The organism is Microcoleus sp. F10-B2 (genome assembly GCF_036704965.1).
Classification (GTDB): Bacteria; Cyanobacteriota; Cyanobacteriia; order Cyanobacteriales; family Microcoleaceae; genus Microcoleus.
Map to the genome: position 1 here is coordinate 55,068 of NZ_JAUBTB010000005.1, position 17,331 is coordinate 72,398.

A 17,331-nucleotide genomic window follows, 5' to 3' on the forward strand; every position below is an offset into this window, starting at 1 on the left:
GAATGTCAAATAAGGTCTGAAGCTTCAACTTGTTGTTTTTATTGTATCTTATATTAATTCCGAACAGCGCGTTACCAGCGCTAATTATCGGAAGTTATCAACTATGCGATCGCACCCTGTTTAATTTGGCGATCGAATAGTTGGCAAAAGTACCTCTAGGAGTTGGTCTGCAACGTGTTTCCAGGTAAACCCAGCCGCTACAAATTTGGGGCCTGCTTCGCGAGAGCGATCGCACAACTCCGGCTGTTCTATAATATTTTTCATTAAGGCGATCGAATGTTCTAAATCTGGCATCAGGCGAAATATCTGCCGATCGTTAGAAGTACCTTCTTGAAACGTACTTTCGACGTGCCAAGCAAAATCTGGAGTTGTAAAATCATCCGTCGGGCCGCCTTTAGTGCAGATAAGCGGCAAGCCACAAGCAATTGCTTCTAGTGCTGGCAAATTGAAGCCTTCTGCTAAATAAAGAGATACGTAGGCATCGGCAGCTTGATAAAGTTGAGCCATTTTTGCAAAAGGCAGTGTTTCTCCTATGTAAGCCATGCGCGGCAAAACTTTTTCTGCTTCGTCAAATGTCAGTTCGTCTATATTTTGAGCGATTAGAGAATCCGACTCATATATTGATTCTTCTCCTTTCAATACTAATCTGGCTTCGGGATAACTTTCAACTACAACTGCGAAAGCTTTTAACAATAAATCGATGCCTTTATTTGGAGATCCTGCACCGATATTCAAAAATACAAATCCGTCCCATCCTAGCTGTTTCCGCAAAGCTTCGCGTTCCGATTTTGTTAAAGGTTTGTAAATATTCGGATCGATGCCGCAGGGTATGACCATTGTGCGATCGGGATTCGCACCGCTGCGGATAAATCCGGTTTTCGACCAATGGGAAGGCGTAATAATAATTATATCGGAGTTGCTGTGTCCTTCGCGGAGGGAAGCTGCGCCCGTTATTCTAAAGTTTTCGTTGTGCAGAATTCCCCATTCTGTTGTGGCAAACAAGCACGTCCGTTTTGTATTTGAGGGTGCAAAATTGTAAGGTACTGAGATCCGTAACGTAGCGTCTGCTTTGAGAGACGCGGAAGGGTGAGGAATATTTTTTATTGCTGCTTCAGCAGTTGCGTCTAACAAACCGGTTGCTGGCTGCCAATTTTCGTCTAGGTATGGGATATCTTTGTGGAAAATTTCTAAGTTGGGATATTTCAGCATTTCTAGTAGCTGAAATTGATTGGCGATCGCGTAGGAGTGCGGCAAAAAACGCCATCCTTCAACAATTATACGCATTTAGTTGTTAGTTGTTAGTTGTTAGTTTTTACGGTTCATCATCACCCTTACCAATGCCCTATTACAATTACCCGTTACCCATTTATATTAATAATTATTTGGTTAAAACTTTCTGGGATTAAAAGTTTATTGTCAATTTTATAGCTCGTTTTCCCTGGTAATATGGCATCTAGCAACTGATCTAATGCGTGTTTCCAAGTAAATTTTTTAGCTACAAAACGGGGGTCTGTAAGTTGAGCTTTGGCTGTAAGTCAAGGTTGTGCGATAACGGTCTGCATCCACTGAGTCAAATGTTTTCATTCAGGAGCTAAAATAAATAGTTGTTCTTTTGCTATTTCAACAGCCATAAATTTACTTTCTACGGGCAGTGCAAAGTCTGGGTAAGTGAAATCGTCTGTAGGGCCACCGGCTGTACAGATGACAGGCAAACCGCAAGCGGTGGCTTCTAAAACAGGCAGCTTAAAGCATTCTGCAAGATAGGGAGAAACCTAAGCGTCTGCTGCTTGGTAGAGTTGAGCTATTTGAACAAATGATAGCTGGCTACCAGTATAAATTAATCGGGGCGAAATTTTGGCTCTTTCGGTAGCGTTGAGGACAACTCGGCTGGCTTCGGCAATCTCGTCTCTGGAGGGATAGAGTAGTTCTGAGCTTTTTAAAGCTAATCTGACATGGGGATATTTGTCAACTATCGCAGCGAAAGATTTTAATAAGGAATGAGAATTAAATAACTTACAATGCGTGATGTTCTTGTGGGATGGGCTCTCGTAGCCCGTCCAGAAAGGGCGGGGTACGAGAGCCCACCCCACTTTCAAGAGTGTAAATTATTTAATTCGCGATCCTAAGGGGCGAATGCCGGGAGCATTCCTATGCGTGCAAAAATATTAAACTGTAAATTCACCATAATAATTTTAATTATCGAGCTGCGTAAAATATTTAAATTTCAACTATAAACTAAAACAGGGCGGTGGCTAACAACAGCCACCGCCCTCAAGATAGTATTGCGCTATCTAAGTCTGTGCTTACGCCGGAAGCAAGACTGCATCAATAACGTGGATGACGCCATTATCAGCAGCAACATCGGCTGCTGTAACGGTAGAATCATTGATTTTGACGCCATTGGAAGCATCAATTTTAACTTCTGAACCTTCAACTGTCTTGGCAGATTTCAGGTTGACTACATCAGCAGCCATAACTTTGCCGGAAACGACATGATAAGTCAAGATTTTTGTCAGCTTAGGAATGTCATTAAGCAGTGCTTCAACAGTACCTGCGGGAAGCTTAGCAAAAGCTTCGTCCGTAGGCGCGAAAACTGTGAAGGGGCCAGCGCCTTTGAGAGTATCTACTAAACCAGCAGCTTGGACGGCAGCAACTAGGGTTGTAAAAGAGCCAGCCGCAACGGCGGTATCAACGATATCAGCCAAGTGAGTCACCTAGTTTTTGTAATCTATAAATCACTATAACGCTAAAAAGTTAATTTAGCTACATTAATTTTTTCTCTAGTTCTGTCTGGTTTTCTGATATTTAAGATCGCAATTTTTTTATTTAACTCGTTTCATAAAATACCTATCTAAAGGTAGATATTTGTTTGTCAATTTTACTGTATTTTAATTTACCGATGTAATCCTAAATACATTAGTAAGACGATCGCACCAGAGATAGCAGATTGCAAGTTTATGAAGTACACCGATCGATCCGACTTGTAGGGACACGGCATTGCCGTGTCCCTACAAGGGCTGCTGAAAAGTGCTGTATCGATCGCCCCTGCGCTGTTTAAACTAAACGCAGGGGCAATGGCCCGGAACCCTCGCCCCTACTACGAAATTTTGATTAACTTGGCAAAACATTCAACCTTCAGCGCAGCGCTAACACATTACAAAAGCCAGCCACCCCGACTTATGGCAACAGTTTGGGAAATCGCGATCTAAACTGTTAACAACCACTAACTAGGGGAAGGGTGACATGAGATACAAACTACTAGGTCACAGCGGACTTCGCGTTTCGGAAATCTGCCTCGGAACCATGACTTTTGGGGAAGAATGGGGTTGGGGGAGCTCCTACGACGAAAGCCGGAAAATGTTCGACGCCTTTGCAGAAGCCGGCGGCAATTTCATTGATACCGCGAATCTCTACACCAACGGTACTAGCGAAAAATATGTCGGCGAGTTCATCGCAGCCGATCGCGAAAAATGGGTAGTTGCCACTAAGTATAGCCTCAACATGAAGAATGGCGAAATCAACGGTTTCGGCAACCACCGCAAAAATATGGTACAAGCAGTAGAAGCAAGTTTGAAGCGATTGCAAGTTGAATACATAGATTTGCTGTGGCTGCACGCTTGGGATTTTACCACACCCGTCGAAGAAGTGATGCGCGCTTTTGATGATTTGGTGCGCGCCGGCAAAGTTCTTTATATCGGCATTTCCGATACGCCGGCTTGGATTATTTCTCAAGCAAATACGATCGCCAACCTGCGCGGTTGGACACCATTTATCGGCTTGCAAATCGAGTATTCTTTAAAAGAACGAACTCCCGAACGGGACTTGATCCCTATGGCAAAAGCCTTTGATATTGGAGTCACAGCTTGGAGCCCCCTAGCCGCCGGTTTGCTGACAGGAAAATACAACACTTCAGAAACAGCCAGCGAAGCTAAACGGCTAAATTCACCTGAATCGGGAAAAATTAACGAACGAGACCTCAAAATTGCTGACGAAGTTAGCAAAATAGCAGCCGAAATTGGCAAACCCGCTTCTCAAGTAGCCCTAAATTGGCTGCGGCAACAGCAAGTCGAAGTTATTCCGATTGTGGGTTCGCGCAAACTCTCGCAACTTCAGGAAAATCTGGCTTGTTTGGAGTTTGAATTAACCCCGGAACAAATGCAGCAGTTAGATAAAGTAAGCGCAATTGAATTGGGTTTCCCTCACGATTTCTTAAATAGTTCGACGGTGCAAGATTTTGCCTTTGGAGGAGGAATCGCCAAAATTGACAGCAGCCGACTGTAAAGTTGCTGCTATTTTCTAGTCGCGGGTTTACGTGGATATTTGGCGTTCGATCGCAGATATCGGCGAACCCGCCCTTAGAGGGATGATTGATATTTGTGCTGTGGGCGCGAGGTTAAATTGACGCCCTCAGCGCAAATGTCATCACCTTAGTTTCTTGCCACAGACTCGCGCAAAATCTTAGGTTTATCATTGCCGTTGCCTGGTTTCTTTGGTATTGTTGAGACAGGTACTCTTCGGTGAGTTTCACCCCACTGCATAAACTGTCAATTGTTAATCTATCGGAAGTCAGAAATCTCTGGTGCAGCTTTGTATATTAAGATACAAATTTTCCCTAGGAGCGATCGGATGAGTTTAAAAAAGGCTAGGTTTGTCAAATTAAAAAGCAACATAAACTTGATGGCAAATTTTCTATCTTCTCCAAATAAAGCAATAAAACTCGTTCTTTTTTCACCCCGTACCTGCCAGTTAAGAGTCATTTTACAAGGTCGATCGGCATTTTAACCGCTTTTGAACCCAGCGTTTAAGCTAAGCGCATCCTGAGATAAAAGTCATCCTTCAGATAGAAGTTATAGCAGAAAAACTGGGTTACAGTTAACAACAATAGCAAGTCTAACAATATTAACTTATCTCCCAGTTTCAATTCTGAAAAAAGCAGATAAGCGTGTTTTTCCGCAGCTAAACAGTTTCTTTGTTTGGTTCAATAATGCGGCGCTTGCTCGTCAATAAAAGTTCTCAGATTGATGCTTCTTGCGACTTTTAGTAAGAAACTCTTGAGAAACACATCCTATTGACAATTTTCATTGACAAATTCTAGAGGCTAATTATGTCGCCCCCCGAAAACTCAGTAAACAATAATTATAGCAGCAATAAAGGTCGAGCATGGGAGATCCGATTTACCTCTATAGATCCTGCAAAATCGCCCTCTCAATTCGCTCCCTCGCCGACCTGGCGCGCTAACTTATTAAAAGCTGATTCTTTAGATGCACCGGATTTAGTTTGCCTGTCTCATTTGCGGTGGAATTTTGTCTATCAGCGTCCGCAACATCTCTTGGGTCGCTGTGCCAAAAATCGTCGCGTATTCTTTCTAGAAGAACCAGTTTTTAGCGCGACTACAGATTGGTGGCTTGATGTCAGCATCCACGAAAGCGGAGTCTGGGTAATAGTACCGCACCTGAGCGAAGGAATCAGCGAAGAAACAGCACAAACTGCTCAGCAAGCCATGCTAGATGATTTGTTTAAAGCAGCAGAAATTAGCCAGTACATCCTCTGGTATTACACACCAATGGCTGTCAGTTTCACAAGCCACTTAAAGCCGCTAGCTGTAGTCTACGACTGCATGGATGAACTGTCAGCCTTCCAAGGCGCGCACCCGGATTTAAAAGCCAATGAAAATCAACTCTTAAAGCGCGCCAGCGTAGTATTTACCGGGGGACACAACCTTTACGAAGCCAAACAGCACCAGCACCCAAACATTCACGCCTTCCCCAGCAGCATCGAAAAAGAACACTTTGCGACAGCCAGGAATATTTCAGAAGAATCGGCGGATCAAAAAGACATTCCTCACCCGCGTTTGGGATTTTATGGCGTCATAGACGAACGCATGGATATAGAACTGCTGGCGGGCATTGCGGAAGCAAAGCCGGACTGGCATTTAGTCATCATTGGCCCGGTGGCGAAAATCGATCCGGCAACTCTGCCAACTCACTCAAATATCCACTATCTCGGCAGCAAATCTTATCAAGAACTGCCAGGGTATCTTGGCGGGTGGGATATCGCAATGCTGCCTTTTGCGATTAACGAATCGACTAAGTTTATTAGTCCCACGAAAACTCCAGAATACCTCGCTGCCGGCAAACCTGTGATTTCTACTCCTATCCGCGACGTGGTGCGGCCCTACGGAGAAAACGGCTTGGTTCGGATTGCGAGCAACGTTTCAGAATTCGTTGCTTGTGCCGAAGCAATCCTCAACGAAAGTTCGGACGTTCGCACAATGTGGCTGAGTGAAGTAGACGCCTTTTTAGCAGATAATTCTTGGGACAAAACCTGGAGCGAAATGCTGGGGTTGATCGAAAGTGCGATCGAAGGTAAAAGGCAGAAAGCAGAATCTAGGATGAAAGTTTTAAGTTAGAAATGTTGAGGTTTAAGTTAAAGAGTTATCAATTTATGAATTCACAACTTAACACTCAACCAGGCTCGCTTGTTGATTAGCAATTACCAATTACCCTTACCCAAAATCAGAGGTGTTTTAATGTTTGACTATTTAATCGTCGGAGCCGGATTTGCAGGTAGCGTCATTGCGGAAAGACTAGCCAATGAGGCCGGAAAAACAGTCCTGATAATTGATACCCGCAACCACATCGGCGGCAACGCATACGATCACTACGACAACCACGGCATCCTCGTACACAAATACGGCCCCCACATTTTTCATACCAATTCGCGCCCAGTTTTCGAGTACCTTTCGCGGTTCACCGAGTGGCGGCCCTACGAACACCGCGTCCTCGCCAGCGTTGACGGTCAACTGCTGCCAATTCCGATCAATCTCAACACCGTAAACCAACTTTACGGACTGAATCTCACCTCATTTGAAGTAGAAGATTTCTTCGCTAAAGTAGCAGAACCAAAGGATTACATTCGCACTTCCGAAGATGTCGTTGTCAGCAAAGTGGGTCGCGAACTTTACGAGAAATTCTTCCGCAACTACACCCGCAAACAGTGGGGAATGGACCCGTCGGAACTCGACAACTCAGTGATTGCGCGCGTTCCCACTCGCATTAACCGGGACGATCGCTATTTCACCGATACCTATCAAGCAATGCCGCTGCACGGCTACACTCGGATGTTTGAAAAGATGCTTTCTCACCCAAACATCAAGGTGATGCTGAATACCGACTACCGGGAGATTGAGGGTTTTATTCCTTACGGGGAAATGATTTACACCGGGCCTGTTGATTCTTATTTCAATTATTGCTACGGCAAACTTCCTTACCGTTCCTTGGAATTCAAGCACGAAACGCTAAACGTACCCGTACACCAAGCAGCACCGGTGGTAAATTACCCCAACGAGCATTTATATACTCGCTGCACGGAGTTTAAATACCTCACCGGACAAGAACACCAAAAAACTAGCATTGTCTACGAATATCCCCAAGCTGAGGGAGACCCTTACTACCCGGTTCCGCGTCCTGAAAATGCCGAAATTTACAAGAAATATAAGGCTTTGGCTGATGCCACTCCGGGAGTTTCTTTTGTGGGAAGGCTGGCGACTTACAGATATTACAACATGGACCAAGTTGTCGCTCAAGCTCTGACAACTTATACTCAAATTACTACCAAGCCGGTGATTGAATTGGTGGAAAATGTTAACGGTTCGGCTTCTAATTTAAGCTCGTCGCATGGAGTTGCCGAGAACCCAGTCACAGCACCTCTAGAAGCGGCTGCTGTCAACGGCAACGGCAACGGAAAATCTGCTAGCAAGTAGCTGCAAATTGCCAGTTACGGGTAAAAATGAAATGTAAGGTGCGCTATCAGCACCTTACTCAGTTTTAATGAAAAGTTCTGTAAGAATTCAAAGAAGCGTTGAGGTGGAAATGAGAGTTATAGTTAAAATTGTTTTGTCTCACGAGGTTTTGGAAAAATCTCAATTTCCTCATTTTCAGAAAGAAATAGAGCGCCTCATAGAAAGCGGGGGCAAAATTCTGATGCTCGATTTCTCAAAGATAAATTTCCTGAAAAATTCGGAGTTAATGGCTGTAGTGGCGATCGTGAAATTAGTTAGAGACAGTGAATGTATACTTTTGATATCTGCCATGAGCCAACAAGTGAGAATCCTATTTGAACTCACAGGACTAGAACAAATATTTCAGTGTTTGCCCCCTGCGGAAGAAAATTCCCTCAAAAGTGACCTAACTGAACCGTTAGGAGATTTGCAAAGTGTTGCCGGCTAAACTAGAGTTGGGAGTGGGCGATAGTGTCCGAGTGTTTGAGTGTGCCAGGGGAAAATCTTTCTTCTTGATTCTCAAAACTTCGGACAATTTTTGATAGCCAACCGTCGAATAATGGTTTCAGGGCTATTGGGTAATCGAGCTGAGCTGCCAACGGAAAATGAAGGGTTTGAGACTAAAGCCTAAAAGCTTTCCGGAAGATTGCTTGTGGCGAATGACTAATCACTAATCACTAATCACTAATGACTTCTGTATAAGAACTCCTTTAGATGAGGCTGTTTTAATGTACAGAACTTTTACAAATTAATCAGCAAAAAACTTGTCCAAGTCGGAGCAATAGTCGCTAACGTATAAATATAACTTAGGGTAGATGTGCCGATGAGTTGGTTAGGTAGAGAACTAGAAAATTGCGATATTGAAGAGTCTGCAACTCTAGACAGTAAGGTGACAGTTCAAGGACGCAAAACAGGCTATCCGCGCCCCCAATTGCGCCGGAGCAACTGGATTTGTCTCAACGGTCAGTGGAGGTTTGCTTACGACGACGCGGGACGCTGCGTGCAGCCGATCGATATTTCTGAGTGGAGTCACACTATAGAAGTGCCGTTTGCTCCAGAATCGCCAAAAAGCGGGATCGGGGACACGAATTTTCACGCTAACTGCTGGTACGAACGCGAATTTGACGTACCCCACACAGAAAGCAGAGTTCTCCTCCACTTTGGGGCCGTAGACTACCGCGCCCGCGTCTGGGTGAACGGTCAGTTTGTCATCGAACACGAAGGCGGACACACTCCTTTCACCGCAGACATTACAGCAGTTTTGAACCTCAGCGGGCCGCAGCGGGTTACAGTCTGGGCCCAGGACGACCCGCAAGGTTTGGAGCAACCGCGCGGCAAGCAAGACTGGCAAATAGAGCCGCACAGTATTTGGTATCCGCGCACGACCGGCATTTGGCAGACGGTGTGGGTAGAATTGGTGCCTCACACTTATATCGAACACATCCGCTGGACTCCCCAGTTTGAACGCTGGGAAATCGGTTTTGAAGCGTTTGTCGCGGGCGATCGCCAGTCGGGAATCCAGATTAAAGTTAAACTGTCGATCGGCTGTATGCTGCTGGTCAACGACACCTACGAAGTTATCAACGGCGAAATCCACCGCCGCATCGCCCTCTCAGACCCGGGTATCGACGACTACCGCAACGAATTGCTGTGGAGCCCCGAAAAGCCGACGCTAATTAACGCTCAAGTGCAGTTGTGGGCCGACGGCAAACTGCTCGACGAGGTTAAATCTTATACCGCCATGCGGACGGTCAGCATCCAGCGCGATCGCTTCATGCTAAACGGCCGCCCCTACTACCTGAGGCTGGTGCTCGACCAAGGTTACTGGCCAGACACCCTGATGACTGCCCCCTCCGATGAAGCTTTGCGCCACGATGTCGAATTAGTCAAAGCAATGGGTTTCAACGGCGTCCGCAAGCACCAAAAAATCGAAGACCCGCGATTTTTGTACTGGGCTGACGTGCTCGGGCTCCTAGTTTGGGAAGAAATGCCCAGCGCCTACCGCTTCACTCCCAAAGCCGTACAACGGCTGACGCGGGAGTGGACGGAAGTCATCGACCGCGACGCCAGCCACCCCTGTATCGTAGTCTGGGTACCGTTCAACGAATCTTGGGGAGTTCCCAATTTAGTTGAAGCCGCAGCCCACCGCAACTACGTGCAAGCGCTGTATTTCTTGACAAAAACCCTAGATCCGACTCGCCCCGTCATCGGTAACGACGGCTGGGAAAGCATCGATACCGACATCCTGGCGATTCACGACTACGACAACAACCCGCAAACCCTAGCCAAGCGCTACGGGCCAGAAGTCCAGCTAGCCGATTTGTTCGATCGCGGGCGTCCCGGCGGGCGAGTCCTCACCCTCGACGGCCACCCGCACCAAGGACAGCCGATGATGCTGACAGAATTCGGCGGCATCGCCTGCGCCGGTCGCGAAAACCCCGATTTTTACAGGGTTTGGGGCTACGTGCGCGCGTCGGACACGATCGAACTGCAAAGGCGCTACACCGCGCTGTTGAAGGTGGTAAACCGAGTGGAAATGTTCAGCGGATTTTGTTATACCCAGTTGACCGATACTTTCCAAGAAGCTAACGGTTTGCTGTATGCCGATCGCACTCCCAAATTTCCCATAGACGTAATCGCGGCGGCAACTCTCGGCTGGGATATTCCCGAAGAAAGTTCACAGCCGCAAGCTATTACTCAGTGCTAATTGGAAATGGGGCATCGGCCAAACAGGGCATCGGTTATTAGTTATTAGTTATTAGTTATTAGTTATTAGTTAATTGCTAACAATTACCAATTTCTAAATTCCTAATAGCCGATGCCCAATACCCTGTTTGGCCGATGCCCATGCCCAATGCCCCATTACCCATTACCCATTACCCATTCGATTGATGTTTCAAAGTTTTTTCCTGGGCGGATTTGAATGTTCCACCCACAAATTGCGATCGGGAAAGCGTCTCGATGTCACAGCCGCCACAGGCCACGATAAATTTGCAGTCGCGGACTACCAACGCTTGCAGCAGCAAGGCATTTACACAGTCCGCGAAGGCCTCCGCTGGCACTTAATTGAACAGTCGCCCGGAAAATACGATTTTTCCAGTTCCCTGCCAATCATCCGCGCTGCCCGCGACATGAAAATGCAGGTAATTTGGGATTTGTTTCACTACGGCTGGCCAGACGATATTGATATTTTTAGTCCCGAATTCGTGTCCAGGTTTGCCCAGATGGTGCGCGCTTTTATGGAAGTGCTAACTGAGGAAACAGACCAAACACCTTTCGTGACACCTGTCAATGAAATTTCATTTATTGCTTGGGCAGGCGGCGATGTTGCCTACATCAATCCGTTTGCCAAAGGAAGAGGAGACGAGCTCAAAATCCAGTTAATCAAAGCTGCGATCGCAGCGATAGAATCAGTTTGGGAAGTCAATCCCCGCACCCGCATCGTTCAAATCGATCCGACAATTAACATTATTGCCGATCCTGACAAACCGGAGGATCGGGACGCGGCGGAAGGTTATCGTTTATCTCAATATCAAGCTTGGGATATGTTGGCGGGACGCTTTCGCCCGGAACTCGGCGGCAAGGAAAAATATCTCGATATTATTGGGGTGAATTATTACGATCGCAATCAGTGGATTCACAATGAAGAACCGATGAAATACACCGATCCGCTGTACCGCCCGTTTCGCGAAATGCTGCGAGAAGTGTTCGATCGCTACCGCCGCCCCTTATTCGTAGCAGAAACAGGTACTGAAGACGATTTGAGACCTGTCTGGTTTAATTATGTGTGCACTGAGGTCGCGGCGGCGATGAAAGCAGGAGTTCCAATAGACGGAATCTGCTTGTATCCGATTGTTAACCATCCGGGTTGGGATGACGACAGGCACTGTTACAATGGTTTGTGGGATTATTGCAATGAATCGGGCGATCGGGAAATTTATCAGCCTTTGGCGGATGAATTGCAGTTTCAAAGGCAGCAGATTGAACCGTTGCTCAAAATTGGATTGAGTGGTTGAAACCGCAAACCAAACAAGCAAAGACCGCGCAATTCAAAACTAGGGAATAACTTTAGGGTGCGCGCTGCGCACCCAGCCTGTCAAGGTGGTGAAGAAGACTCTCAAACCTTTGAAATCTGCTAGCGGGCGATCGTTAAATCTCCTTTTTTAACAGGTTATTACTAATAAACCAGGTTTATTGGCAATCGCCAACTTCTATAGTGCGTCTTAATGAATTGTGTAATTCTTTTAGGGGCAATCCCTCCGTGGTTGCCCCCGATGTTGAGGGTCAGCCCCCGTGCTGACCCCTACATTTTTTGTACAAATCATTTAGGCTCGCTATAGGATGTTGCAAATACTATGTGGTTAAAATTTACAGTTTCTCCCTGTTCTGCTTTAAATCAACCTAAGAAACGTACTTGTACTGCAGGTGGTTTTATCTGACCCGCATTCGGTTCCCCAACTTGAAATGTAACGAAGTCACCACGAAGAGGGGTGTACTGTTTGTCAATTAAATCGCTGGCATGAAAAAATAGTTTTTCTTTTGTGTCAAGTCGAACCAGAAACCCATAGCCTCCTTTAACCACCCAGTTATTTATCTGTCCAATGTTTTCTTGGCTACTATGAAAAATAGCTTCTAAAATTCGCTCTCCTTGGAAACTTATCCCAGAATCGTTGTCCCTCGCAAGGACACAGGCTGTATGTAATTGCCAGCTAAAGCGACGCTTGCCTAACTCTTCTATGGCTCTCTTTCGTAAATACGTAGGTTGTTTTTTCTTTGTCCAATTAAATAGTTTCTCATTTTCAAAAAGAGAATATGTATTGACTAAATTCCATGCTTGTCGCTCTATTGCCTTATTTGAAGAAAAAAGAAGTGGTTCGACAAGTTGCTCAGAACATAAATTAGGGTAAGAAGCAAGGGACTTTAATGCTTTGACCTTAATCTGTTCTGATGGGTCAGCCAGTGCTTGTTCTAAGACTACGGTCGCAATATCAGAAGGTAGATTAGCTAACATTTCGACTACAGCCAATCGAACCCCATGAGGTGAGGATGAGGACATAGCTCTCTGAAGCATCTCCAACTGGTGATAGCCAAGGGAAATAAGAGCTTTTATTAAAGCTGCTTTGACTCCCGGAGCAATTGCAAGGTCGTCAAATTCAACTAGAGGAAAAATCTTGAAAGCTAAGTTCAAATTTTTAGATAATATTTTATTAATTATTAAAGACTGTATGGCTGGATGAGAGGTACAAAGCGCTCGTAAAGCTACATCTTCTAATTCATTTTGATGTAGTAATGAAACTACCTTCATAATCCTAGCTGCAGGCAGTGATTCTTCTGGAAGAGGGTCTGTAGAAAATAAAATTTTAAGGATCTGTTCACGATCAGAATTTTCGGTGCGGCGTAGTAGTATTTGCACTCCTATTAACCTTACTAAGAAATCTAGGTCGCTAACAATCACTCCCGAAACTTCAGTATCAATTTCACCAATATTAATAGTTTCAATTCGGCTGATAGCGGCTCTACGTACTTCCGTATCTGGGTCTTTTAGTGCTATTTTTAGTACAGATACCGCCCCTTCCGAGCTAAGAACATTAATAGCAACAGCCAAAGGAATAGATCTAGATTCTCTAGGCGTATTACATTGTTGCTCCAGATAATTTAGTGCCTCTGCTGACTCCAAGTACCCCAAAGCCTTCGCTATATGATGCGCTAGGTTCGATTGTTGTGACTCTACTAGCTTAATTAGAAGTGGCGTAAATTCCACAAGCTGGTGTGCGCTGGTAAACTGGATAGCTACTAATTGTTGTGCAAATTCTCCTGATTCTAAAGCTTGCCGAACCTCCTCAGTAATGCCATTAGGAGCATATTGCACTAAAGCATTGCTAGCCACTGTTCGCGCCTCTTCTGGAAGTTTGGGAAGTACCTTAAACACCGCCTGAGTAGCTTCAATTTCATCAAGCGCTGCCATTACCTGTACAGCTATACCTATTTCAGCAATAGAATTTGCCATTAATCGGGAATTAGCTGCATTAAATAATTCTCGAAATAGTTGTTTAGAACGTTGAGAACGGGCTGAGTAGCATCGGGCTGCCAACTTCAAATCCTGCTGTGAAATAAATCGAGTAAGCGTGTCCGCAGAACTGAGTAAACCTGACAATATTTCAATACTACTGGGAGTTGCAGACAGGACTTGAGCTTCTACATTTTGGTCGAAATTTCTTTCGCAAGCGTCTTTCAAGCCTGACGCTGTAAAATAATCGAGTGCTGTTTCATGGAAAAACGCAACAAAGCCATCCCCGCGTCTCTCTAAAATACCGCTTTCGATTAGCCTTGTCAGCAAAAAAGTAGGTGATACCTCATGAGCAAACCTTTGAATTCTATTTTCAAATATACGCACTATTTTTTCTTCAGATAATATGGTTCCTGACTCATCACGAATTGTTTTAGCTAACTCAACCAGTGCCATACTTTTTATGAGCCTAGGTACCTGGTCTCCTTTGCGTTCTTCACGTTCAAATATCTGATTGAACAGTACGCTCATCATTTCTCCCATACTTCGAGGGATACGGATCTCTGGAGGAAGTTCACAGAGAAGCCTACTCATTAGAGGCGTTTTAAATAAAGCCAGAAGTCTTTTGTCGTTTTTAAGGTTCGAGAATAACTGACTGCCTTGTTCCTCTGTTTTAGCGTTTAAACGTAAAATTTGAGAAACGCCATAAGGAGTTAGAGATTTTAATTCATATACAGGCAGGGGAAGCTCATTATAATAAACTTCATGTCGTGTAGAAATGACAACTCGACACTTAGGAAAATTTATTAAAAATGCTTTTAGCTCCTGGATAACTTCCCGGTAATATTTGGGAGCGACTTCATTTAATCCATCAATTAAGATCCAGTATTGTCCATTAAATAAGCTTTTTTCGATTTCATCAGGCTGAACACCGGCTAACAATGTGGATAGGTTTTGTGATAACTTGTTTCCATACCCAATTATATCGGCAGGTAAGTAAATAGGTATTGGTTCTGGGGCAGCTTGCAAAGAAAGAATTTCTCTAGCTAGTAGTGCTGTAACGTGCTTAAAAGTACGCGACTTACCAGCCCCGCCCTCACCTGTTAATACCATTTTGTCTACTTGTTTTATAAGTACAGACACTTCCTCTGGTCCTGTAGGTAAAGGAACTGGAGAGAAAGACTCTGCTTGCATTAGTGAAATGGGTTGAACATCTATAGAGCTAGGTTGCCACCTTAAGTCAGCTTGCAAACATACATATCGGTCGTAATCTGGTTCTATAGACTGGGCTACAAACTCTAGATATGATCGGTAAGGCGATGTAGCCAGTTCAAGTACGGCACGATTGGGCGGATGATGTATTGCTAAGATTAGAAGGGCAATAGTTGTATTGAACTGTGCTGAGATTTGCTCTAAAGAGTAACTTGGAGTCTCGTGAGAAACTTCATTCCGAAACAAATATACTTTATAGGCTACTGCTGCAAGACAGTTTTGTTGTGACCAATAAACTGAACAATGTTTCTTATTAGTATAGTTTTCATCCCAGTGCATTTTCGGAAGCACTAAGCCATGTTCTAAAAGAAACCTCAGCTTCTGCCCTTCTAGTTGATTTAGCTGAGTTGCATCTCCTGCATACCGAAGGCGACCAATCGCTTTCAAAGAAGGTTCTATAGTAAGGGTGAGATGGCAGAGGGTTGCAATACGTCGCCCAATATCTCCAAAAGGGAGGTTTTCGTAATCTTCAATAGCTACAGCTATATCGTTAGCAAGTTGTTGGTTATTTGGTAGTGCAAGAAATCGCTCAAAGACACGACAAACTGCGGGTAAGTCTGCAAGTGTAATACCCAATGATGAGTTGTAAGGGTGGGACACGCAAGCGAGGTGTGTCGTTATGTAGCTACTTATAGACATAGTTCCCTACTAAGGTATTAGATTTTAGTAGCTATCGAGTTTTTACTGGAGGACGAGGGCCATAGGCGCGGAAGCCCATCAAGCTCCGTAGAGCGCAGCCTACCTATCCAATTGAATGAACTGAGCAACCAGAGCAGGCGTTGGTTTTTATCCAGTCACCCTCCCGAAGAAATCTTTCAAGTCCTTCTCATACCCTTCTAGATTATAACCTCTAAGGGTTTCATGAGGATTGTTACCCCCCCAAGCCAGGTCTATGACTACTGTATTCAAACCTTGGGTTATCCGAAAGCTGCTTTTTTAGGAAAGATCCAAACCATTATGGCATGAGTAATTTTTCATCTAAAATCTAAAATCTAAAATCTAAAATCGTATGACTTTAGATAGGGGCGGGTTTTCCACACAGAAAGTTATACTTTTACAATCTCTCAAGAAATTTATCAAAACAGATCGCCCGCCCCAACCAAAATGTACGTCCAAACATTGCTAAAACCAGACGGCCGCCCACTCACACTCTACAGCCGCTACCCAATCCCAGAAGGAATCGCGGCCGTAAGTCCCAGCAATGAACCGGTACAGGCAAACCCGCACTTTCGCTGGCATCCTTTGCGGGGGGAATGGGTAGCATACGCCAGCCACCGTCAGGGAAGAACTTTCATGCCGCCGCCGGAATACAACCCGCTGGCTGCTACAATTAATCCCAAATTCCCGACAGAATTGCCGCCGGGTGATTACGATGTAGCTGTTTTTGACAACCGCTTTCCCTCGCTGACTTTGCAGGCCAAAAACGCACCTGCAAGTATTGTGGAAACTCTTCCCGCTAAGGGCATTTGCGAAGTCGTTGTTTTCACTCAAGATCCGGAGGCTTCCCTCGGCGCTTTGGAGTTAAGTCACTTAGAATTGTTGTTAGAAGTCTGGGCCGATCGCACTTCAGTGATTGGCAGCAATCCCGAAATTGAATACGTCTTGCCTTTTGAAAATCGCGGCGTCGAAGTAGGAGTAACTTTGCACCATCCCCACGGTCAAATTTACGCTTATCCGTTCGTGCCTCCGGTGCCGGCGCGGATGTTAGAATGTCAGTCGGTTTACTATCAAAAAAATAGTTCCGGTTTGCTGCAAGATTTGATTCAAAAAGAGATTGCTGACAAACAGCGAATTATTTATTTAGACGAAGAGGCGATCGCCTTTGTCCCCGCTTGTGCCCGCTACCCTTACGAAGTGTGGATTGCCCCGATCGCCCCCGCTGCTACATTTATCGATCTTACCGAAAAACAGCGTCGATCGCTCGCTAAAGCCTTAAAAACAGTCACCCTCAAATACGACGGTTTGTGGCACCGCCCGTTCCCTTATTTGATGGCTTGGTTTCAAGCGCCCACAGACGGGAAACCGCATCCAGAAGCGCATTTGCACGCCCAATTTTATCCGCCCTATCGATCGAGCGATCGGTTAAAATATCTAGCAGGAACCGAACTAGCTGCCGGAATGTTTGCCAACGACGCTTTACCCGAAGAAAAAGCTAAAGAATTGCAAGCAGTACCTATCGATTTTAGATTTTAGATTTTAGATTTTAGATTTTGTAGATTTTAGATTTAGGAAATGTTAACTAAAATCTGTGATTTTCTTCCTTCTTCCTTCT

10 protein-coding genes are annotated in these 17,331 nt (G+C 45.0%); 7 read left to right on the forward strand and 3 right to left on the reverse strand.

The genetic code is table 11. The features are described from left to right. Positions 1-120: 120 nt before the first annotated feature. Positions 121-1,284, reverse strand: a complete 1,164-nt coding sequence (locus QUA99_RS03235) for a glycosyltransferase (RefSeq protein WP_333234718.1) — start codon at positions 1,282-1,284, stop codon at positions 121-123. Positions 1,285-2,303: 1,019 nt separating this feature from the next. Next, entirely contained in the window at positions 2,304-2,705 is a 402-nt protein-coding gene (locus QUA99_RS03240) for a fasciclin domain-containing protein (protein WP_333234793.1), read from the reverse strand. Positions 2,706-3,243: 538 nt separating this feature from the next. Between QUA99_RS03240 and QUA99_RS03245 the strand changes: the two genes are divergently transcribed. From QUA99_RS03245 to QUA99_RS03270, 6 genes are all read left to right on the forward strand, one after another. Then, positions 3,244-4,281 carry an aldo/keto reductase gene (locus tag QUA99_RS03245; protein ID WP_333234719.1) on the forward strand — a complete coding sequence of 346 codons (1,038 nt, stop codon included), beginning with the start codon at positions 3,244-3,246 and terminating at the stop codon, positions 4,279-4,281. Positions 4,282-5,104: 823 nt separating this feature from the next. Beyond that, positions 5,105-6,409: a glycosyltransferase family 1 protein gene (locus QUA99_RS03250; protein WP_333234720.1), complete on the forward strand. Its 1,305-nt coding sequence runs from the start codon at positions 5,105-5,107 to the stop codon at positions 6,407-6,409. 120 nt (positions 6,410-6,529) lie between these two features. Next, positions 6,530-7,762: a UDP-galactopyranose mutase gene (glf, locus tag QUA99_RS03255; protein ID WP_333234721.1), complete on the forward strand. Its 1,233-nt coding sequence runs from the start codon at positions 6,530-6,532 to the stop codon at positions 7,760-7,762. Positions 7,763-7,829: 67 nt separating this feature from the next. Further along, positions 7,830-8,228: an STAS domain-containing protein gene (locus tag QUA99_RS03260; protein ID WP_333234722.1), complete on the forward strand. Its 399-nt coding sequence runs from the start codon at positions 7,830-7,832 to the stop codon at positions 8,226-8,228. Positions 8,229-8,603: 375 nt separating this feature from the next. Further along, positions 8,604-10,487 carry a glycoside hydrolase family 2 TIM barrel-domain containing protein gene (locus QUA99_RS03265; RefSeq protein ID WP_333234723.1) on the forward strand — a complete coding sequence of 628 codons (1,884 nt, stop codon included), beginning with the start codon at positions 8,604-8,606 and terminating at the stop codon, positions 10,485-10,487. A gap of 184 nt (positions 10,488-10,671) precedes the next feature. Then, positions 10,672-11,796, forward strand: coding sequence for a beta-glucosidase (locus QUA99_RS03270; protein WP_333234724.1), 1,125 nt, complete (start codon positions 10,672-10,674; stop codon positions 11,794-11,796). Between the two features lie 380 nt (positions 11,797-12,176). Here QUA99_RS03270 and QUA99_RS03275 read toward each other — a convergent pair whose 3' ends face one another. Next, positions 12,177-15,635, reverse strand: coding sequence for a hypothetical protein (locus tag QUA99_RS03275; protein ID WP_333234725.1), 3,459 nt, complete (start codon positions 15,633-15,635; stop codon positions 12,177-12,179). A gap of 528 nt (positions 15,636-16,163) precedes the next feature. Here QUA99_RS03275 and galT point away from each other — a divergent pair. Beyond that, positions 16,164-17,252 carry a galactose-1-phosphate uridylyltransferase gene (galT, locus tag QUA99_RS03280; RefSeq protein ID WP_333234726.1) on the forward strand — a complete coding sequence of 363 codons (1,089 nt, stop codon included), beginning with the start codon at positions 16,164-16,166 and terminating at the stop codon, positions 17,250-17,252. The last annotated feature ends 79 nt before the right edge of the window (positions 17,253-17,331 follow it).

What these genes read in the sequence shown, in the direction of transcription:
- QUA99_RS03235 (WP_333234718.1), bottom strand. Translation starts at nt 1,284, where the DNA reads ATGCGTATAATTGTTGAAGGATGGCGTTTTTTGCCGCACTCCTACGCG.
- QUA99_RS03245 (WP_333234719.1), top strand. Translation starts at nt 3,244, where the DNA reads ATGAGATACAAACTACTAGGTCACAGCGGACTTCGCGTTTCGGAAATC.
- QUA99_RS03250 (WP_333234720.1), top strand. Translation starts at nt 5,105, where the DNA reads ATGTCGCCCCCCGAAAACTCAGTAAACAATAATTATAGCAGCAATAAA.
- glf (WP_333234721.1), top strand. Translation starts at nt 6,530, where the DNA reads ATGTTTGACTATTTAATCGTCGGAGCCGGATTTGCAGGTAGCGTCATT.
- QUA99_RS03260 (WP_333234722.1), top strand. Translation starts at nt 7,830, where the DNA reads ATGAAAAGTTCTGTAAGAATTCAAAGAAGCGTTGAGGTGGAAATGAGA.
- QUA99_RS03265 (WP_333234723.1), top strand. Translation starts at nt 8,604, where the DNA reads ATGAGTTGGTTAGGTAGAGAACTAGAAAATTGCGATATTGAAGAGTCT.
- QUA99_RS03270 (WP_333234724.1), top strand. Translation starts at nt 10,672, where the DNA reads ATGTTTCAAAGTTTTTTCCTGGGCGGATTTGAATGTTCCACCCACAAA.
- galT (WP_333234726.1), top strand. Translation starts at nt 16,164, where the DNA reads ATGTACGTCCAAACATTGCTAAAACCAGACGGCCGCCCACTCACACTC.